Source organism: Streptomyces sp. NPDC032198 (assembly GCF_040636975.1).
Lineage (GTDB): Bacteria > Actinomycetota > Actinomycetes > Streptomycetales > Streptomycetaceae > Streptomyces.
On sequence record NZ_JBEZVL010000007.1, the window covers coordinates 217792 to 238492 of the forward strand.

14 protein-coding genes and 1 pseudogene are annotated in these 20701 nt (G+C 69.6%); 5 read left to right on the plus strand and 10 right to left on the minus strand.

The window, feature by feature from the left end; all coding sequences use genetic code 11:
* Nucleotides 1–63 precede the first annotated feature (63 nt).
* Nucleotides 64–1572 (minus strand): annotated as a pseudogene (locus tag AB0E78_RS20425) (ABC transporter ATP-binding protein); the annotation flags it as partial.
* The gene (locus tag AB0E78_RS20430; RefSeq protein ID WP_361834152.1) at nt 1556–2614 is read right to left on the minus strand and encodes a BMP family ABC transporter substrate-binding protein; all 1059 of its coding nucleotides are present in this window, start codon (nt 2612–2614) and stop codon (nt 1556–1558) included. The pseudogene AB0E78_RS20425 and the gene AB0E78_RS20430, both read right to left, overlap by 17 nt.
* 353 nt (nt 2615–2967) lie before the next feature.
* On the opposite strand from AB0E78_RS20430, the gene mtnA reads away from it, so the two are divergent.
* Nucleotides 2968–4038 (plus strand): S-methyl-5-thioribose-1-phosphate isomerase, encoded by a 1071-nt coding sequence (gene mtnA, locus AB0E78_RS20435; protein WP_361834154.1) that lies wholly within the window; start codon nt 2968–2970, stop codon nt 4036–4038.
* A 79-nt stretch (nt 4039–4117) separates the two neighbouring features.
* On the opposite strand, the gene mtnB is transcribed toward mtnA, so the two are convergent.
* From mtnB to AB0E78_RS20475, 8 genes are all read right to left on the minus strand, one after another.
* On the minus strand, nt 4118–4732 hold the full coding sequence (gene mtnB, locus AB0E78_RS20440) for a methylthioribulose 1-phosphate dehydratase (RefSeq protein ID WP_361834156.1): 615 nt from the start codon (nt 4730–4732) through the stop codon (nt 4118–4120).
* Nucleotides 4729–5451, minus strand: a complete 723-nt coding sequence (mtnC, locus tag AB0E78_RS20445) for an acireductone synthase (protein WP_361834666.1) — start codon at nt 5449–5451, stop codon at nt 4729–4731. The genes mtnB and mtnC overlap by 4 nt, the downstream gene beginning before the upstream one ends.
* A gap of 2 nt (nt 5452–5453) precedes the next feature.
* Nucleotides 5454–6038 carry a cupin gene (locus tag AB0E78_RS20450; protein ID WP_361834158.1) on the minus strand — a complete coding sequence of 195 codons (585 nt, stop codon included), beginning with the start codon at nt 6036–6038 and terminating at the stop codon, nt 5454–5456.
* A 71-nt stretch (nt 6039–6109) separates the two neighbouring features.
* A complete protein-coding gene (locus AB0E78_RS20455) occupies nt 6110–7174 on the minus strand; it encodes an LLM class flavin-dependent oxidoreductase (protein ID WP_361834160.1) in 1065 nt (354 codons plus the stop codon).
* A gap of 125 nt (nt 7175–7299) precedes the next feature.
* Complete coding sequence (locus AB0E78_RS20460; protein WP_361834162.1) at nt 7300–8907, minus strand: glycerol-3-phosphate dehydrogenase/oxidase; 1608 nt, start codon at nt 8905–8907, stop codon at nt 7300–7302.
* A gap of 5 nt (nt 8908–8912) precedes the next feature.
* Nucleotides 8913–10460 carry a glycerol kinase GlpK gene (gene glpK, locus AB0E78_RS20465; protein WP_361834164.1) on the minus strand — a complete coding sequence of 516 codons (1548 nt, stop codon included), beginning with the start codon at nt 10458–10460 and terminating at the stop codon, nt 8913–8915.
* Nucleotides 10461–10521: 61 nt separating this feature from the next.
* Nucleotides 10522–11313 (minus strand): MIP/aquaporin family protein, encoded by a 792-nt coding sequence (locus tag AB0E78_RS20470; protein ID WP_361834166.1) that lies wholly within the window; start codon nt 11311–11313, stop codon nt 10522–10524.
* Between the two features lie 335 nt (nt 11314–11648).
* Entirely contained in the window at nt 11649–12413 is a 765-nt protein-coding gene (locus AB0E78_RS20475; RefSeq protein WP_361834168.1) for an IclR family transcriptional regulator, read from the minus strand.
* 340 nt (nt 12414–12753) lie between these two features.
* Here AB0E78_RS20475 and metH point away from each other — a divergent pair, with 340 nt between their 5' ends.
* The 4 genes from metH (at nt 12754) to AB0E78_RS20495 (ending at nt 20661) form a co-directional block, all read left to right on the plus strand.
* Entirely contained in the window at nt 12754–16272 is a 3519-nt protein-coding gene (metH, locus tag AB0E78_RS20480; RefSeq protein WP_361834170.1) for a methionine synthase, read from the plus strand.
* 98 nt (nt 16273–16370) lie between these two features.
* Entirely contained in the window at nt 16371–17072 is a 702-nt protein-coding gene (locus tag AB0E78_RS20485) for an HAD family phosphatase (RefSeq protein WP_361834172.1), read from the plus strand.
* Between the two features lie 322 nt (nt 17073–17394).
* Nucleotides 17395–19002 (plus strand): ABC transporter substrate-binding protein, encoded by a 1608-nt coding sequence (locus tag AB0E78_RS20490; protein ID WP_361834174.1) that lies wholly within the window; start codon nt 17395–17397, stop codon nt 19000–19002.
* A 72-nt stretch (nt 19003–19074) separates the two neighbouring features.
* Nucleotides 19075–20661, plus strand: a complete 1587-nt coding sequence (locus AB0E78_RS20495; RefSeq protein WP_361834176.1) for an ABC transporter substrate-binding protein — start codon at nt 19075–19077, stop codon at nt 20659–20661.
* Nucleotides 20662–20701: the final 40 nt, after the last annotated feature.

A 20701-nucleotide genomic window follows, 5' to 3' on the forward strand; every position in this document is an offset into this window, starting at 1 on the left:
GGCGTCGGAGCCGTTCGTCGAGCCTGCTGTGCCGGTTTCGGCAGGCGTGGCGTGCGTGGTCGCGCCGCCCGCCATGGCGAGGCCGAGTGTGCGCTCGTCCGCGTCCTCGCGTGCGTACTCGGCGGCCACCCGGCCCTCGTACATCACCAGGACACGGTCCGAGAGGCCGCGGATCTCGCTCAGTTCGGCGGAGACCAGGAGGATCGCGTGGCCCGCGTCGCGGTGGGCGACCAGCTGGTCGTGGATCGTCTGGACGGCGCCGATGTCGACACCCCGGGTGGGCTGCTCGACGATCAACAGGGGGGATTCGTGGGCGAGTTCGCGGCCGATCACCAGTTTCTGGAGATTGCCGCCCGACAGCGAGGCCGCCGTGTGACGGGTCGAGGCCGCCTTGATGCCGAAGCGTTCGATCAGGACGCGCGCGTGCTCGCGCAGCCAGGACGGGCGCAGCAGGCCGTGCCCCCGGTGGTGGCCCATCGCCAGGTTCTCGGCGATCGTCGCGGCCGGTGCCGTGCCGACCGTCACGCGGTCCTCGGGGACGTAGGCGAGCCCCGCCGCGCGGCGCCCGGCCGCCGACGCGTCCGTGATGTCCTGACCGGAGAGCGTGACCCGCCCGGCGGCGACCGGACGCAACCCGGCGATCGCCTCGACGAGTTCGCTCTGGCCGTTGCCCGCCACTCCCGCGACGCCCACGATCTCGCCCGCGCGGACGCAGAGCGAGACATCGCGCACCCCGTCCGCCGACTGCGAATCGACCGACAGGGACTCGACCGTCAGGACATCGCCGCCCGGCGCACCCGGCGGATGCACGCGGTCCAGCTCCACGGCCCGCCCGGTCATCGCCGCGGCGATCGCGTCCGCGCTGGTGTCGGCGGTCCGCATCCGGTCCGCGACCCGGCCGTCCCGCAGGACCGTCACCGCGTCGCTGCCCTCGATCACCTCGCGCAGCTTGTGGGTGACGAGGAGCACCGTGCGCCCGTCGTCCGCGAGGGAGCGCAGGACACGGAACAGGCCGTCGGCCTCCGCCGGGGTGAGGACCGCCGTCGGCTCGTCGAGGATCAGCGTACGGGCGCCTCGGTAGAGGAGCTTGAGGATCTCCACGCGCTGGCGGACCCCCACCGGCAGGTCCCCGACCTTCGCCGCCGGATCCACCGCGAGGCCATGTTCCTCGGCGAGCGCGGCCACCCGCCGCAGCGCCTCAGCCCGGTCCGTCAGGCCGAAACGGCGCGGCTCGGCGGCGTACACGACGTTCTCGGCGACCGTGAAGGACGGGAAGAGCTTGAAGCTCTGGTGCACCATGCCCAGGCCCGCCGCGATCGCCTCGCTGGGGTTGGCGAACACCACCTCGCGCCCGTCGAGCAGGATCTGCCCTGCGTCCGGCCGCTGCAGCCCGTACAGGACGGACATCAGCGTCGACTTGCCCGCGCCGTTCTCGCCCATCAGGGCGTGGATCTCGCCCCGCGCGACGGTCAGGTCGACGCGGTCGTTGGCGAGGGTGCCGGGGTACTCCTTGGTGATGCCGCGGAGTTCCACCGCGGGGGCGGTGGTGACGGGATCAGGCCGCGGGGTCATTGACCTTCAGCTTCCCCGCGACGATCTCGTCCCGCAGCGACTCGACGCGCTTCAGCACGTCCTTGTGATCGGCGATCAGGCACTTGGAGTCCGCGACGCCCGGCTCGAGTCCGGTCAACGACATGCCGCCCTCCTTGAGGCCGTACGACACCGTGCTGCCGCCCTTGCCGTCCAGGATCTGCGCGATGCCCTTCTCGACGGCGACATCGGTCTTCTTCAGTACGTTGTCGACGACGACCCCGGGGCTGCCGACGCACTGGTTCGCGTCGACGCCGTACGCCTTGAAGCCCTTGGCCTTCGCGGCCTGGAAGACACCGGTGTTGCCGCCCGCGGCGGCCGCCATCACCTGGTCGACGCCGCCGGCACCGAGCGTCGCCGCCTGGTCCTTGGCGCGTGCCGCGTCATTGAAGGGCGACTGCCCGCCGACGAAGAGCGTGCGGGACCTGACCCCCGCCTTCACCTTCTTCGCACCGGCCGCGAACGGCTCGCTGTACCGGCGGAACTGCGTGGTGTCCAGGACGTCGACGGCGCCCACCTTCTTGCTCTTGGTGAGCAGCCCGGCCTCGGCGCCCGCGAGGTACACCGCCTCGTGCTCGCGGAACACCGCACAGGTGACGTTCTTGTACGTCTTCTTCGTGCACGCGTCGACGAGCAGGAACTGCTGCTTCGGGTGCGCCTCGGCCTGCTGCGCCGCGATGTCCGCGAACTCGAAGCCGACCAGGGCGATCACATCGGGCGCGGAGTCCACGGCCGACTGCACGTTCTGCTGCTGCGAGGAGGTGTCGCTGCTCTGGAAGACCTTCGGCGCCCCGGCGCCCTGCGCCTTCGCCGCCGACTTCACCCCGCTGACGGCCAGCTTCAGGAACTCGTTCTGGGCCACCGGGTCGGGCGTGACCAGCGTGAACTCCTTGGCCCCTGCGGCACCGTCACCGTCCGAGCCGTCCTTCTTCGCGGCGGCGTTGCAACCGGTGGCGAGCAGGGCGGCGCCGACGGCGAGCGAGGACAGCCGAAGGGACGTACGACGGGACACGCGAAGCGACATGCGCAAGGACATCAGGGGAGCGCCTTCTCGAAGGAGCCTGGGAACCCAGGCGGCGGTGGCAGGGAGGTCGGACGTGCGGAGCGCGGTCGCTCAGCGACAACAGCGACAGCAGCGACAACCGCGGCGACAGCCGGTCACGGCGGGGCAGCACATGGAGCCGGCGGTCTGCTGGGTCTTCATGGCCGTCCTCCTCGCACCGTGGGTCGATCCGTCCTGGGTGGCGGTGAGGGTAACACCGGATTTCGGACAGCCGCACGAACGTCTCGAAATATGGTTCGAGCACGTCAGGTACGGTGTCGGCACCCCTCCCCGCATGGCCGCAAACGCCCCTATTTTCCCGGAGTTGAGTACTCATGAGCAGCCAGGAACTGCGTGCTGTCCAGTGGCAGGAGGCCGCGGAGGGCGGTACCGCACCGGCCCTTTCCCTGATCGACCAGACGGCGCTCCCGCACGCCCTGAACCGCCTCGACGTCACCACCGTCGACCAGCTGATCGACGCGATCGTGCGGCTCGTGGTCCGCGGCGCTCCCGCGATCGGCGCGGCCGGCGGCTACGGCGTCGCGCTCGCCGTGGCGCAGGGCGAGCGCGAGGGCTGGGACCGGGCACGCCTCGACGCGGAGGTCGCCCGCATCCGCGCGGCGCGGCCCACCGCGGTGAACCTGATGGTGTGCGTGGACCGGGTGGCTCCGCTCATCGACGCCGGTCTGTCCGCGGTGCTCGCGGAGGCGGACGCGATCGTGCGCGAGGACCTGGCGGCGAACCACGCGATGGGCGCGTACGGCGCCGACTGGCTCCTCAAGCACACCGCCGCCGACCGGCCGCTGCGCATCCTCACCCACTGCAACACGGGCGCGCTCGCCACGGCCGGCTGGGGCACGGCGCTCGGCGTCATCCGCGAACTGCACGGCCGCGGCGCCCTGGAGAGGGTCTACGCCGACGAGACCCGCCCCCTGCTCCAGGGCGCGCGGCTCACCGCGTGGGAGCTGGCACAGGAGGGAATCGCACACTTCGTCCAGGCGGACGGGGCCGCGGCGGGCACGATCCTGCGGGGCGAGGTGGACGCGGCGATAGTGGGCGCGGACCGCATAGCGGCGAACGGCGACACGGCGAACAAGGTCGGCACGGTGGGCATCGCCCTGGCCTGCGCGCACGCGGGCATCCCCTTCATGGTGGCCGCCCCCACCACGACGGTGGACCTCGCCACGGCCACGGGGGCCGACATCCACATCGAACTGCGGGGCGAGGACGAGGTGTTGGAGTGGGCGGGAGTACGCACCGCTCCGGCGTCCTCGCGGGGCCACAACCCGGCTTTTGACGTGACTCCGGGTTCACTGGTGAGCGCGCTGGTGACGGAACGGGGGGTGCTGGAGGTGTCGGCGGGGGAGTGGCCCGGGCTCGAGAAATCCAGCCCTTCCGGCGTTTGAGGAGCGGGGTCCGGAGCGGATCCCCTGCGCGGCGCAGCCGCCGATAGACGCAGCCGGGAAGAGGCGGGGTTGGGGAAACTCAGCCCCGCGTCAGCTCCAACTCCAGCAACCACTCCACCACCTCAGTACGATGCCGCGCCTCGCGAGGATCCGCCCCCCACACGTACAGCCCATGCCCGGCAACGACAACCGCCGGCATCCCAGGAGCGAGCGCCGCCTCAAGCCGATCCCCCAGCACAGCCATGTCCTGGCTGTTCTCGATGACCGGCAGCGTCACCGCCACCTCATGCGTCGGATGCCCGAGGCCCTTCAGCATCTCCAGGTCCCGGAACTCCACACCCCCCGGCTTCCGGTGCCCCATGGCCACTGACGCCACGGTGTGGACGTGCACCACGGCCCCGGCCCCGGTGAGCGCGGCCACCCGCGCATGCAGCGCCGCCTCCGCCGAAGGCCGCCCCGGGCCGAGCGCCGCACCGGAGGCATCCGTCAACACCACATCCGCGGACGTCAGTTCACCCTTGTCCCGCCCACTCGCCGTCACCGCGAGCTGAAGCGGCGTACGGGAAAGCACCACGGACAGGTTCCCGGACGTACCCCGCATCCACCCGAACGACGCGAAGCGCGCGGCCTCGGCGGCGAGGACGGCCCCCGCCTCCCCCAGATCCAGCACGGAAGTGGTTTCGGTCGAACTCATCGAACGCTCCTCGCAAGACTGATCTCATCGAAGGTCGAAACCTCCGGATGCCCGCCGACCCCGGCGGCAAAGTACGGCTCCCCGGCCCGTCGTACCCCGACGGTCCGCCACCCCGCGTCCCGCGCGGCGTCCAGCTCCCCGAGCCGGTCGGAGAGGAAGAGCGTGCGGTCGGCGGCCACGCCGATCGCGGCCGAAATGGCCCGGTAGGAGTCCGCCTCCTGCTTGGGGCCCGCGTTCTCGGTGTCGTAGAAACCGCTCACGAGGTCCATCAGGGACCCCTCGGGCGAGTACGTGAACCACGCCCGCTGCGCCGCGACGGACCCGGACGAGTACACGTACAACCGCACCCCGTCCGCGGCGGCCCAGGCCCGCAGCACGTCGATCACCTCGGGGTAGAAGTGCGAGACGAGCTCGCCCCGCGCGAAGCCCTCCGCCCAGAGGATGCCCTGAAGCGTCTTGAGGGGCGTCGCCTTGCGGTCGGCGTCGACCCACTCGCCGAGCACCTTCTCCACCCGCCCGGCGTCCGCGTCCGGCTCACCGGCCAGTTCCCGCACCTGGGCGACGGCCCGCGCCACCTCCGGCTCGTCGCCGCGCGAGGCGAGCAGCGCCCCGAAGCGCTCGCGCGCGTAGGGGTACAGCACATCCACCACGAACCCCGTGGCGCTCGTGGTCCCCTCGATGTCGAGCACCACGGCGTCCACGTCGAACCCCGGCCCCACCGTCACGCGGCGTACCCCGCGTGGATCGCGTCGAAGTCCGGGAAGCGGTCGGCGATCGGGCTGCCCGTGAACGTGCCGATCCAGCCGTCCTCCTCGTGGAAGAAGCGGATCGCCGTGAACGAAGGGGACGTACCCATGTCGAACCAGTGCGTCGTGCCGCGCGGCACCCCGAGCAGATCGCCCTTCTCGCAGTAGACCGCGTGCACTTCGCCGCCCACGTGCAGATAGAAGATGCCCGCGCCCGCGACGAAGAACCGCACCTCGTCATCGTCGTCGTGCGTGTGCTCGGCGAGGAACTTCTGCCGGGCCGCCTTCGCCTTCTCGGGCCACTCGGGGTCGTCGCTGGGGTGCAGCCCGACCACGTCGACCGTCCGGAAGCCCTCCTCGGCGTTCAGCAGGTCGATCTCCGCGCGGTACGCGGCGAAGACGGTGTCGCTGTCCGCGTCGGCGGGCACGTCCTCGCGCACCGGCCACTGCTCGTAGCGCACGCCGACGGGGGCGAGCGCGGCAGCGATCTCGACCGGGTCCGCGGTGCGGCGTACGACGGTCTCGGGGCCGGACTCCGGCCAGGTCGTCAGGAGGGTCATGGCTCGCTCCAGAGGGGGACAAGGTGGGTACGGGGGATCGTAACTCCCAGGTCAGCAGACGTCAGCCGCGCTTACGCGCCGTCCCACAGCGTGGACGGCGCGGCCCTGCGGACCACCGGCGCGACCTCCTCCGCGAACCGCTGGAGCGTCTCGATCTGCTCGCCGTGCTCCAGGCCGAAGCCGTCCACGGTGATCGACTGCAGGTCGTGCCCGTACACCTCGTGGTAGCCGAGGATCTTGTCGATGATCTGCTGCGGGGAGCCGATGAGCTGCGGCCCGTCGGCGATCGCGTCCTCGATCGTGCGGAAGGGCGTGTTGTAGCCCGCCCTGCCCTCCAGGTGCGGCTTGAACGTCTGGCGCACCTTCGCCTCGTACAGCTCGCCGTAGCGCTCGACCGCCTGCTCGGCGGAGTCCGCGATCAACAGCCCGCCGGAGCCCGCCGCGACCCGGGCGCGCGCCGGATCGTGCCCGTACGCCTCGAACCGCTCGCGGTAGTGCGCGATCAGCTTCGCGTACGCGGCGCGCGGCTGGATGGCGTTGGCGGTGAAGAGCGGATCTCCGTGCCTGGCCGCCAGATCAGGGGAGTTGAGGGACGTCGCCGAACCGTGCCAGATGCGCGGCACGCCCGCGTACGGGCGCGGCACCGTCGTCACGTCCTTGAGCGCGGGCCTGAACTCGCCCTCCCAGTCGACGTTCTCCTCGCTCCACAGGCGGCGGAGCAGCTCGTACTTCTCCTTCTGCAGATCCCACTGGCGCTTCTCGTCGAGCCCGAAGAGATCGAAGTGCCCGGCCTCCGCGCCCTTGCCGATCACCAACTCGATGCGCCCGCGCGAGATCTGATCGAGCGTCGCGTAGTCCTCGGCGACCCGCACCGGGTCGAGGATCGCCACGACGGTGACACCGGTCAGCAGCTTGATACGGGTGGTCCGCGCGGCCAGCGAGCCGAGCACGACGGTGGGGCTCGACGACAGGAAGGCGCCCGCGTGCCGCTCTCCCACGGCGTACGCGTCGTAGCCGAGCCGCTCGGCGGCCACGCCGACCTCGATCACGTCCGCCAACCGGTCGGCGGACGTGGGGAGTTGGCCGGTCAGCGGGTGCGGGGCATGACCGATGATCGAGAGCACCTGGAACTTCATGGATCCACTCTCCCCGCGGCCTGTTGCACGCGTATGTACGCGGCATGGCGGCCCGCCCGGACACGCCGAAGGGCGGCTCCCGCAGGGGGAGCCGCCCTTCAGTTCGTGTCTGCTTGCCTACCGGCCTACTTGCCGTCGAGCACGTCCTGGACCTTGGCGCGGACGTCGTCCGTGGCGAGGCCGCGGATCGTCAGCGTCGTACGGCGGCGCAGCACGTCGTCCGCAGTCTCGGCCCACTCGTGGTCACGGGCGTAGACGACCTGAGCCCAGATCTCGGGGGCGTCCGGCGAGACGCGCTCGGCGAGCTCCGGGTTCTCGTTCGCCAGGCGGGCGATGTCGAAGGAGAGCGAGCCGTAGTGCGTCGCCAGGTGCTTGGCGGTGTCGGCGGCCATGCGCGGGCCGGGCGCCGGACCGTCCACCAGGAGACGGTGCGCGACCGCGCGCGGGTTGGCGATGCCGGGCAGCGGAAGGCGCTTCTGGAGCTGCGAGATCGGCTCGTAGTCGTCGCCGAGGGGGTGGCCCGGCAGCGACTCCAGCTTCTTCATGACCGTACGGCCGATGTGGCGGAAGGTCGTCCACTTGCCGCCCGCGACGGAGAGCATGCCGCGCGCGCCCTCGGTGACGACCGTCTCGCGCTTGGCCTTCGACGTGTCGCCGGGACCGCCGGGCAGCACCCGCAGACCCGCGAAGGAGTACGTGATCAGGTCACGGGAGAGCTGCTGGTCGCGGATGGAGAACGCGGCCTCGTCCAGGATCTGCGCGGTGTCGGCCTCGGTGACGCTCACGTCCGCCGGGTCGCCCTCGAACTCCTCGTCCGTGGTGCCGAGAAGGAGCATGTCCTCCCACGGCAGGGCGAACGTGATGCGGTACTTGTCGATCGGCGTGGCCAGCGCGGCCTTCCAGGGGGCGGTGCGCTTGAGGACCAGGTGCGCGCCCTTGGAGAGGCGGATGGAGGGAGCCGCGTCGGGGTTCTCCATCTTGCGCAGGTGGTCGACCCAGGGGCCAGTCGCGTTCAGCACGAGCCGCGCGTTGACGCCGAACTCGGTGCCGTCCATGCGGTCCTTGAGCTCCGCGCCCGTGACCCGGCCGCTGGTGAAGCGCAGTCCTGTGACCTCGGCGTGGTTGAGGACGGCGGCGCCGGCCTCGACGGCCGCGCGGACCGTCATCAGGGCCATGCGCGAGTCGTTCATCTGGTCGTCGCCGTACACCGCGACGGCCTTGAGGTTGTCCGTACGCAGCTCCGGCACGTCCTGCGCGGCCTTCGACGGCGAGAGCAGGTGGCCGACGCCGTCGCCGAACGCGGAGAGCGCGCTGTACGCGAAGACGCCCGCGCCCAGCTTGGCGGCGCCGTGCGGGCCGCCCTTGTACACGGGCAGGTAGAAGGTGAGCGGGTTCGCCAGGTGGGGGGCCACCTGACGCGACACCGCGCGACGCTCGAAGTGGTTCTCCGCCACCAGCTTCACCGCGCCGGTCTGCAGGTAGCGCAGACCGCCGTGGAGAAGCTTGGAGGAGGCGGAGGAGGTGGCGCCGGCGAAGTCACCGGCGTCCACCAGGGCCACCCGCAGTCCCGACTGCGCGGCATGCCAGGCGGTGGAGATGCCCAGGATCCCGCCGCCGATCACCAGGAGGTCGTACGTCGCCTTGGAAAGCTGCTCCCGGGTCTCGGCGCGGCTCGGGTTGGAACCGGCAGCCGGATGCGTCCCGAGGGCAGGGACGCTCTGCAGGGTGGTCATGTTGATTACTCCTCGCCACTTTCGTCGAGCCAGCCCATGGAACGCTCTACGGCCTTGAGCCAGCTCTTGTACTCACGGGCGCGGGTGTCCGCGTCCATGCGGGGGGTCCACTCCGCCGCCCGGCGCCAGTTGGCGCGCAGCTCGTCGGTGCCGGACCAGAAGCCGACGGCGAGACCGGCGGCGTAGGCGGCGCCGAGGCAGGTCGTCTCGGCCACCATCGGGCGCACCACCGGTGCGTCGAGGAAGTTCGAGAGGGTCTGCATCAGCAGGTTGTTGGAGGTCATGCCGCCGTCGACCTTGAGGGCCGTGAGCTCGACGCCGGAGTCCTTCGTCATGGCGTCGGTGATCTCACGGGTCTGCCAGGCCGTGGCCTCCAGGACGGCGCGCGCGATGTGCGCCTTGGTGACGTACCGGGTGAGACCGGCGATCACACCGCGGGCGTCGGAACGCCAGTACGGGGCGAAGAGGCCGGAGAAGGCCGGTACGAAGTAGGCGCCGCCGTTGTCCTCGACCGACGACGCGAGCGTCTCGATCTCGGCGGCGGAGTTGATCAGGCCCATCTGGTCGCGCATCCACTGCACCAGCGAACCGGTGACCGCGATGGAACCCTCGAGGGCGTAGACCGGCTTCTGCTCGCCGATCTGGTAGCCGACGGTGGTCAGCAGGCCCGAGTAGGAGTTGATGGCCGACTCACCGGTGTTCATCAGCATGAAGGTGCCGGTGCCGTACGTGGACTTGGCCTCACCCTTGGCGAAACAGGTCTGCCCGAAGAGGGCCGCCTGCTGGTCGCCGAGCGCGGAGGCGACGGGGATGCCTGGCAGGACGTCGCCGAGCTTGCCGCCGGTGACCTCGCCGTAGACCTCGGCGGAGGAGCGGATCTCGGGGAGCATCGCCATCGGGACGCCGATGGAATCGGCGATCGACTCGTCCCACTTCATGGTGTGCAGGTTCATCAGCATGGTGCGCGACGCGTTGGTGACGTCGGTGACGTGCTTGCCGCCGTTGACACCGCCCGTCAGGTTCCAGATGACCCAGGAGTCCATGGTGCCGAAGAGGATGTCGCCCGCCTCGGCGCGCTCGCGCAGGCCCTCGACGTTGTCGAGCAGCCAGCGGGCCTTGGGCCCGGCGAAGTAGCTGGCGAGCGGCAGGCCCGTCTGGCGGCGGAAGCGGTCCTGGCCGACGTTGCGGCCGAGCTCCTTGCACAGGGCGTCGGTGCGGGTGTCCTGCCAGACGATGGCGTTGTGCACCGGCTCGCCGGTGTTCTTGTCCCAGAGCAGCGTGGTCTCACGCTGGTTGGTGATGCCGATCGCCTTGATGTCTTCGTGGGTGATGCCGGCCTTGGAGATGGCGCTCGCGACGACTTCCTGGACGTTGGTCCAGATCTCGGTGGCGTCGTGCTCGACCCAGCCCGGCTTCGGGAAGATCTGCTCGTGTTCCTTCTGGTCGACCGAGACGATCCGGCCGTCCTTGTCGAAGACGATGCAGCGGCTCGAGGTGGTGCCCTGGTCGATGGCCGCGATGAAGGGGCCGGCGGTGTGCGCGTCGTTGCTCACGGTGTGCTCCTGATTTCTTGCTCGGCGGTCTGTCTCAGCGTCGTCGGTGGCTGTCGCGGTCCTACTTGAACGCGAGGTTGTAGAGGCCACCCGCGATGGCGCCGCCGATCAGCGGCCCGGCGATCGGCACCCAGGCGTACGTCCAGTCCGAGCTGCCCTTGTTCGGCAGCGGGAGCAGGGAGTGCACGATGCGCGGACCGAGGTCACGGACCGGGTTGATCGCATAACCCGTCGGGCCACCGAGCGAGAGGCCGATGCCGACCACGACGAGGGCGGTGATCAGGGCGCCGAGCACGCCGATGCCGTTGCCGTTGTCGTTCAGGCCCTGGGTGAGGATCGCCAGGACGAGCACGGTGGTCGCGATGACCTCGGTGAGCACGTTCTGCGCGTAGTTCCGGATCTCGGGGCCGGTCGAGAAGACGCCGAGCACCGGGCCCGCCTTGGGGGCGGCCTTCTGGTCGACGAGGCCCTCCTCCATCGGCTGCGCGGCGAGGATCTCCGGGTCCGTGAGGTGAGCCTTGAACTGACCCAGGTAGGCGAGCCAGACCAGGACGGCGCCGATCATCGCGCCGAGGAGCTGCGAGCCGAGGTAGAGCGGAACGTCGCTCCACTTGGTGCCGCCCTCGATGGCGAGACCGACGGTGACCGCCGGGTTGAGGTGGGCGCCTGACACGCCACCCGCCAGGTAGGCGCCGGTGAGCACCGCGAAGCCCCACCCGAAGGTGATCGCGAGCCAGCCGGCGTCCTTGGCCTTGGAGGCCTTGAGCGTGACCGCGGCACAGACGCCGCCGCCGAGCAGGATGAGTATGGCGGTACCGATGGTCTCGCCGATGAAGATGTCGGAGCTGGACACCCGCGACTCCTTTGTCCTTCGTCCAGGGGAAGGCGAACCCCGGGTCCCTCCGGAGGTCCGCGACCTCAGGTGAGGTCTTGCCGGCCCTTGGCCTTGTCACACTCTAACGCGTAATGCCGGTAGGTGTTCGACAATGCCGACCGATGGACGCGAGTCTCGCCCTGGGGTTACTTGCCCGTCAAGAGCTCTGTTATTGAAAACACGATCGTTATTGATCGTTTCGGGTTATCGGTCCTGACGGAGGTCGCCGCGAGGTGAAACACGTGCATCGATGATCGCGCGGAAAGGTGCCACCTGCACCTTGAGCGGCGGTGAGTGCTGCGCCGGCGGAACGCCTAGAAGCGCCCGGCGCCCAGGTCCCGCGACACGGCGCGGGCGCAGTCCCGTACGGCCGCGATCAGTTCGGGGCGCAGCTCGCCGTCCTTCTGGACGCGCTCCACCGCCCCGGTGATGGCGATCGCGCCGACCGGCATGCGGCGCCGGTCGTGGATGGGGGCGGCCACGGAGGCGATGCCCTCCCAGGTCTCCTCGACGTCATCCGCGTACCCGCGCGCGCGGGTCAGGTCCAGGACGCCCTCGAAGGCCTCGGGCTCCACGACGGTGTGCTGCGTGAAGCTCTGCCAGTCGGCCTCGGCCGCCTCGCTGTGCGCCACCGGGTCGTAGGCGGCGAGCACCTTGCCGAGCGCCGTGGAGTGCAGCGGCTGCATGGCCCCCACCTCCAGGACCTGGCGGCTGTCGTCGGGCCGGAAGACGTGGTGCACGATCAGGACGCCCTGCTGGTGCAGGACCCCGAGGTAGACGCTCTCGCCGCTGGACCGGGCCAGGTCGTCGGTCCACACCAGGGCGCGGGCCCGCAGCTCGTGGACGTCCAGGTAGCTGTTGCCCAGGCGCAGGAGTTCGGCACCGAGCTGATAGCGGCCCGAAGCGGACTCCTGCTCGACGAAGCCCTCCGCCTGGAGGGTGCGCAGAATGCCGTGGGCCGTGCCCTTGGCCAGGCCAAGGGCGGACGCGATTTCCGAGAGGCCGAGCCGTCGCTCTCCGCCCGCGAGCAGCCGCAGCATCGCGGCGGCCCGCTCGAGCGACTGGATGTTCCGTGCCATCGCAGCCCCTTCCTCCGTCCCCTCTGACTCCACGTTCGACAATGCTGAACACTATCGGTCGTTGCCGACCTCCCGCGACAGAGCGGCAGGCTGTGTTTCTCCGGTTCTCCGCGGTTGTCCGCGGTTCTCCGTGATTCCGAGCGGTTCTCGCCGCTCCCCGCCGTTTCTGGCCGATTCCCGCCCTGCCCCGCGCCACACCCCGGGACGCGGGCGGGACCGGTCCGGGGTGTCCGGGTCGTGAACACTCCAGCGCTGTGGACCTTCGTCCCGTTACCCTGACCGAGTGCGCCTTCCTCCGAAGCGCAAAGCCGACAGCCGTCGCACCTCAGGGAGCTCATTCATGGCCTCGTTGCCTACCCCCTCGTCCGGTACCCCGAACGGGACCCGGGCCGATGCCCTCCGCGAAGCCCTCGCCACCCGCGTGGTGGTGGCCGACGGCGCGATGGGCACGATGCTCCAGGCACAGGACCCCACTCTTGAGGACTTCCAGAACCTCGAGGGCTGTAACGAGATCTTGAACGTGACCCGCCCGGACATCGTCCGCTCGGTCCACGAGGAGTACTTCGCGGTCGGCGTCGACTGCGTCGAGACGAACACGTTCGGCACGAACTTCGCCGCCTTGAGCGAGTACGACATCCCCGAGCGGAACTTCGAGCTCTCCGAGGCCGGCGCCCGCATCGCCCGCGAGGTCGCCGACGAGTTCACCGCCTCCACCGGCCAGCAGCGCTGGGTCCTCGGCTCGATGGGTCCGGGCACCAAGCTGCCGACCCTGGGACACGCCCCCTACACCGTCCTTCGCGACGCCTACCAGACCAACGCCGAAGGCATGATCGCGGGCGGCGCCGACGCACTCCTGGTGGAGACCACCCAGGACCTGCTGCAGACCAAGTCCGCGATCCTCGGCGCCCGCCGCGCCCTGGACGCCACCGGCGCGAACCTGCCGCTGATCTGCTCGGTCACCGTCGAGACCACCGGCACGATGCTGCTCGGCTCGGAGATCGGCGCCGCGCTGACCGCCCTGGAGCCGCTCGGCATCGACATGATCGGCCTGAACTGCGCCACGGGCCCGGCCGAGATGAGCGAGCACCTGCGCTATCTCGCCCGCCACTCCCGCGTCCCGATCTCCTGCATGCCCAACGCGGGCCTGCCGGTCCTGGGCAAGAACGGCGCGCACTACCCCCTGACGGAGGCCGAGCTGGCCGACGCCCAGGAGACCTTCGTACGCGAATACGGCCTCTCCCTGGTCGGCGGCTGCTGCGGCACCACCCCCGAGCACCTGCGCCAGGTCGTCGAGCGCGTCCGCGGCGTGGAGACCACCCGCCGCGAGCCGCGCCCCGAGCCGGGCGCCGCCTCGCTCTACCAGACCGTGCCCTTCCGCCAGGACACCTCCTACCTGGCCATCGGCGAGCGCACGAACGCCAACGGCTCGAAGAAGTTCCGCGAGGCCATGCTGGACGGCCGCTGGGACGACTGCGTGGAGATGGCCCGCGACCAGATCCGCGAGGGCGCCCACATGCTCGACCTCTGCGTCGACTACGTGGGCCGTGACGGCGTCAAGGACATGGAGGAGCTCGCGGGCCGTTTCGCGACCGCCTCCACCCTGCCCATCGTCCTGGACTCCACCGAACTGCCCGTCATCCAGGCCGGCCTGGAGAAGCTGGGCGGCCGTGCCGTCATCAACTCCGTCAACTACGAGGACGGCGACGGCCCCGAGTCCCGCTTCGCGAAGGTCACCGCGCTGGCCAAGGAGCACGGCGCCGCGCTGATCGCCCTGACCATCGACGAGGAGGGCCAGGCCCGCACCGTCGAGCACAAGGTCGCCATCGCCGAGCGCCTCATCGACGACCTGACCGGCAACTGGGGCATCCACGAGTCGGACATCCTCATCGACACCCTGACCTTCACCATCTGTACCGGCCAGGAGGAGTCCCGCAAGGACGGCATCGCCACCATCGAGGCGATTCGCGAGCTCAAGCGCCGCCACCCGGACGTGCAGACCACCCTGGGCCTCTCGAACATCTCCTTCGGCCTCAACCCGGCCGCCCGTGTCGTCCTGAACTCCGTCTTCCTGGACGAGTGCGTCAAGGCGGGCCTGGACTCGGCGATCGTGCACGCCTCCAAGATCCTGCCCATCGCGCGCCTGGAGGAGGAGCAGGTCAAGGCCGCCCACGACCTGATCTACGACCGCCGCGAAGAGGGCTACGACCCCCTGCAGAAGCTCATGGAGCTCTTCGAGGGCGTCAACATGAAGTCGATGAAGGAGGGCAAGGCCGAGGAGCTCCTGGCCCTGCCCCTGGACGAGCGCCTCCAGCGCCGCATCATCGACGGCGAGAAGAAGGGCCTGGAGGCCGACCTGGACGAGGCCCTGCAGACCCGTCCGGCGCTCGACATCGTCAACGACACCCTCCTGGAGGGCATGAAGGTCGTCGGCGAGCTCTTCGGGTCCGGTCAGATGCAGCTGCCGTTCGTGCTGCAGTCCGCCGAGGTCATGAAGACCGCGGTCGCCCACCTCGAACCGCACATGGAGAAGTCGGACTCCGAGGGCAAGGGCACCATCGTCCTGGCCACCGTCCGCGGCGACGTCCACGACATCGGCAAGAACCTCGTCGACATCATCCTGTCCAACAACGGCTACAACGTGGTCAACCTCGGCATCAAGCAGCCCGTCGCCGCGATCCTGGACGCGGCGGCCGAGCACCGCGCCGACGTGATCGGCATGTCGGGTCTCCTGGTGAAGTCGACCGTGATCATGAAGGAGAACCTGGAGGAGCTCAACCAGCGCAAGATGGCCGCGGACTTCCCGGTGATCCTAGGCGGCGCCGCGCTCACCCGGGCCTACGTCGAGCAGGACCTGCACGAGATCTACGAGGGCGAGGTCCGCTACGCCCGCGACGCGTTCGAGGGCCTGCGCCTGATGGACGCCCTCATCGCGGTCAAGCGCGGTGTCCCCGGCGCCACCCTGCCCGAGCTGAAGCAGCGCCGCGTGCCCAAGAAGGACACCCCCGCCCTGCAGGTCACCGAGGACGAGGGCCCCGCCCGCTCGGATACCTCCACCGACAACCCCGTCCCGACCCCGCCGTTCTGGGGCACCCGCGTCGTCAAGGGCATCCAGCTCAAGGAGTACGCCTCCTGGCTGGACGAGGGCGCCCTGTTCAAGGGGCAGTGGGGCCTCAAGCAGGCCAGGACCGGCGACGGCCCCTCGTACGAGGAGCTGGTGGAGACCGAGGGACGCCCCCGGCTGCGCGGCTGGCTGGACGAGCTGCACACCAAGAACATGCTGGAGGCGGCCGTCGTGCACGGCTACTTCCCCTGTGTCTCCAAGGGCGACGACCTGATCATCCTGGACGAGCAGGGCAACGAGCGCACCCGCTTCTCCTTCCCGCGCCAGCGCCGCGGTCGGCGCCTGTGCCTGGCGGACTTCTTCCGCCCGGAGGAGTCCGGCGAGACCGACGTGGTCGGCCTGCAGGTCGTCACCGTCGGCTCGAAGATCGGCGAGTTCACCGCCGAGCTGTTCGCCGCCGACTCCTACCGCGACTATCTCGAACTGCACGGCCTGTCCGTGCAGTTGGCCGAGGCGCTCGCCGAGTACTGGCACGCGCGCGTGCGCGCCGAGCTCGGCTTCGGCGGCGAGGACCCGGCCGCCGTGGAGGACATGTTCGACCTGAAGTACCGCGGCGCGCGCTTCTCGCTCGGCTACGGCGCCTGCCCCGACCTGGAGGACCGCGCCAAGATCGCCGAGCTCCTGGAGCCGGAGCGGATCGGCGTACAGCTCTCCGAGGAGTTCCAGCTGCACCCCGAGCAGTCCACGGACGCGATCGTCATCCACCACCCCGAGGCGAAATACTTCAACGCGCGCTGAGCGGTCAAGTCGTACACTTATCGGTCCAGTGCAGGCCGGTTGCCCACCCGTCAAAAGGGGGCAGCCGGCCTTCTCGTCCCTCATGGAGGTGTGCCCGGATGACCAGTACGGTTCCCGCGCTCGGTACCCGAACGGCCGAAGGCTCCGCCCTGCAGGCGGTGCTCCTCGACATGGACGGAACACTCGTGGACACCGAGGGGTTCTGGTGGGACGCGGAGGTCGAGGTCTTCGCCGCACTCGGACATACGCTCGATGAGGCCTGGCGTGACGTGGTCGTCGGCGGCCCCATGACGCGCAGCGCCGGGTTCCTCATCGCGTCCACCGGAGCCGACATCACGGTCCCCGAGCTGACCGTGCTGCTCAACGACGGCTTCGAGAACCGCATTGGCCGCGCCCTCCCGCTGATGCCGGGCGCCGCCAGGCTCCTTGCCGAGCTCGCCGCGCACGAGGTGCCGATGGCCCTCGTCTCCGCGTCGCACCGGCGCATCATCGACCGCGTGCTCGACTCGATCGGATCCCACCACTTCACGCTCACCGTCGCGGGCGACGAGGTGACCCGGACCAAGCCGCACCCCGATCCGTACCTCCTCGCGGCGGCGGGGGTTGGCGCGGAACCGGCCAGATGTGCCGTCATCGAGGACACCGCCACGGGTGTCGCGGCGGCCGAGGCCGCGGGCTGCAGAGTGGTGGCCGTGCCCTCCGTCGCGCCGATCGCACCGGCCTTCGGCCGCACCGTCGTCCCCTCCCTCGAACACGTCAACCTGCCTTTCCTGCAAGGACTGATGGCCGGAAAGTGCTGAACGGTTGAAGCTGTGACCTTTCCCACTCGCCGGGGGGTCGACAGTCGGTCACGGCTGTGCCGAGCCCCCGATTTGGGCGAGTTGTGGAGTGACGTTGTGTCCTGATTGAGGGGAACCTCACGAAACCTTCCCGTGTCGGGTTATCGGTGCGTCCGCGCCCGGTTTCGCTGCGTGATTGAGGGTCAACTCCGGTCCCTTCCAGCCCTCCTGGCGGTGCGGACTAATGTCGTCGCGAGAACATCGACATGCCCCCCACGGACTGACTGACCCCACCCCTCGTTGTCGGTCCGGACGGGACCAACAGCTCTGGAGAACGTCGAGCATGAACCGTAAGACTTTGGTGCTGCCGGCCGTCGTGGGTCTGCTCGCTCCCGCGCTCGCGGCGTGCGGCGGGTCGGGCAACGGTGGGGGAGATGACGCGATCACCGTCGGCACCACGGACCGGTTCTCCACCTCAGCCGAGATCCCGGCCCCCTTCGATCCGGCGTACGCCTATGACGCGGGCTCCTGGAACGTCGTGCGCCAGACGGTGCAGACGCTGATGGCCGCCCCGCGCGGCGGCGGAGAGCCGGAGCCCGACGCCGCCGAGAAGTGCGGCTTCACCGACACCGGCAACGAGCGCTACGAGTGCACGCTGCGCAAGGGCCTGAAGTTCGCCGACGGCGAGCCGCTGACCGCCACCGATGTGAAGTTCTCCATCGAGCGGGTGCGGGACATCAAGATCAAGGACCCCAGCGGCTCCGCCGGCATGGTGTCCAACGTCGACGCGATCGAGACCGAGGGCGACCGCACCGTCGTCTTCCACCTCAAGAGCCCCGACGCGACGTTCCCCTACAAGCTGGCCACGCCCATCGCGGGCATCGTCAGCTCGGACCACTACGCCAAGAACAAGCTGCGCGACGGCTTCGACCTGGACGGCTCGGGCCCCTACACCGCCAAGCAAGAGGTCAAGGGCAACGAGCTCGTCAAGACGGTGTTCTCCAAGAACCCCAACTACAAGGGCGTGCTGAAGCCCAAGAGCGAAAAGATCGAGATGCGCACCTACGCGTCCGCCGACTCGATGGGCGACGCCCTCAAGAGCGGCGACCTCGACATGATGACGCGCACCATGTCGCCCGAGCAGATCAAGCAGCTCGACGCGGACCCGGGCAACAACATCGAGCTGGTCGAGACGCCCGGCCTGGAGATCCGCTACCTCGGCTTCAACACGGACGCCACCACCGTCAAGTCCAAGGCGGTCCGCCAGGCCATGGCCCAGATCGTCGACCGCGGCGCCCTCGCGTCCGGCGTCTACGGCGACGCGGCCGAGCCGCTCTACTCCCTGGTGCCGGCCACGATCACGGGCCACACCAACTCGTTCTTCAACCAGTACGGCAACCCGAGCCCGTCCAAGGCCCGCACCGTGCTGCAGAAGGCCGACATCAGCACTCCGGTGAAGCTCACCCTGCACTACACGACGGACCACTACGGGCCGGGCACCAAGAAGGAGTTCCAGCTCCTGCAGAAGCAGCTCAACGCGAGCGGCCTGTTCGACGTGGCGATCAAGGGCACGGACTGGAACACCTTCCGCCCCGCCGAGCAGAAGGGCGCGTACGACGTCTACGGTATGGGCTGGTTCCCCGACTTCCCCGACGCCGACAACTTCCTCACGCCGTTCCTCGACAAGGACAACATCCTCGGCTCGCCGTACGCGAACAGCACCATCAACGACGAGCTGCTGCCGGACTCGCGCCGCGAGGCGGACCGGCTCACTGCCTCCAAGAGCATCAAGAAGATCCAGGACATCGTCGCCGAGGACGTGCCGGTGCTTCCCCTCTGGCAGGGCAAGCAGTACATCGCGGCCCGGGACGACATCACCGGCGTCGAGTGGGCCCTCAACTCCTCCTCGAACCTCCAGCTGTGGGAGCTCGGCCGCGGTGTGAGCGGCTGACCTCCGCACACGCCGGCAGACAAGACCGCCGCGCTTCGCTCCACCGAATGACATCAACGACAAGGCACGTTCGTGAATTTGCGTAACCAGTGGCTGGCCCTTCCCCTCACGGGAGGGCTGGCCGCGGCTCTGCTGACCGGCTGCGGCACGGAAACGGGTGGAGCGGGGGAAGGCGGCGACTCGGTGGTGATGGGGATGTCGGACGACGTCCTGGCCACCGACCCGGCATCCGGCTACGACCCCGGGTCGTGGCTCCTGTTCAACAACGTCTTCCAGTCCCTGATGAGCTTCCCGAACGGGGCCACGGAGCCGGAGCCCGAGGCCGCCAAGGAGTGCGGCTTCACCGACACGGAGACCAAGGTCTTCGAATGCACGCTGCGGGACGGGCTGAAGTTCAGCAACGGCAACGCGCTCACCTCGAAGGACGTCAAGTACTCCTTCGACCGCGTGATGAAGATCAATGACGCGAACGGCCCGGCGCTCATGTTCCCGATGCTCGACCGCGTCGAGACACCGAACGCCAAGAAGGTCGTCTTCAAGCTCAAGTACGCCGACGCGACCTTCCCCAGCAAGATCGCGTCCGGCGCCGGCTCCATCGTCGACCACGCGTCGTACGACATGAACAGCCTGCGCGGCGGTGACGAGGCCACCGGCTCGGGCCCGTACAAGCTCGACTCGTTCAACGACGACCAGGCGGTCTTCTCGGTCAACCCCGACTACAAGGGCACCGCCAAGGTGAAGAACAAGGGCGTCACGCTCAAGTTCTTCCACGACGACCAGAAGGGCCTGAAGCAGGCACTCCTGGACAACAAGGTCGACATCGCCTACCGAGGCCTCGCCGCCTCCGACATCGCGGGCATCGAGGCCGACACCTCCGACGCCAGCCAGAACATCGACGTCGTCGAGGGCACCAGCGCCGAGGTGCAGCACCTGGTCTTCAACATGAAGGACCCGGTCGCGGGCAAGCTGGGCGTCCGCAAGGCCATGGCGTACCTGCTCGACCGCGACGCCCTGGTCAAGGACGTCTACCGGGACACGGCGACGCCGCTGTACTCGATCGTCCCGGCCGGGATCGGCGGTCACACCACCGCCTTCTTCGACACCTACGGCGCCCGCCCGCAGCGCTCCAAGGCCGCCGCCGCCCTGCGCGCGGAAGGCCTGAACGGCAAGGTCAAGCTCACGCTCTGGTCCACGCCCTCGCGCTACGGCCCCTCGACCGACCAGGAGCTGAAGGCGATCGCCAAGCAGCTCAACGCGAGCGGTCTCTTCGACGCCGACGTGAAGTCGGTCAAGTTCAGCCAGTACGAGCGGGACATCAAGTCCGGCAAGTACGGCGTGTACGTCAAGGGCTGGGTGCCGGACTACCCGGACCCGGACAACTTCACGCAGCCGTTCTTCGGCAAGGGCAACGTCCTGGACAACAACTACCGGAACAGCGACATCACCGGGAAGATCATCCCCGGCACCGCCGCCGAGGCCGACCGGACCAAGACCGACGACGACTACTCCAAGCTCCAGGACACCGTGGCCGACGAGCTGCCCATCCTGCCGGTCTGGCAGGCCAAGCAGTACGCGGTGATACGCGACGACGTCTACGGCGTGGAGTCGTGCCTCGACGCGTCGACGGTGTTCCGCTTCTGGGAGCTCAGCAAGGCCTGATCCCCGGCCCCACGCACACATGAAGGTGGCCGCCCCCCCC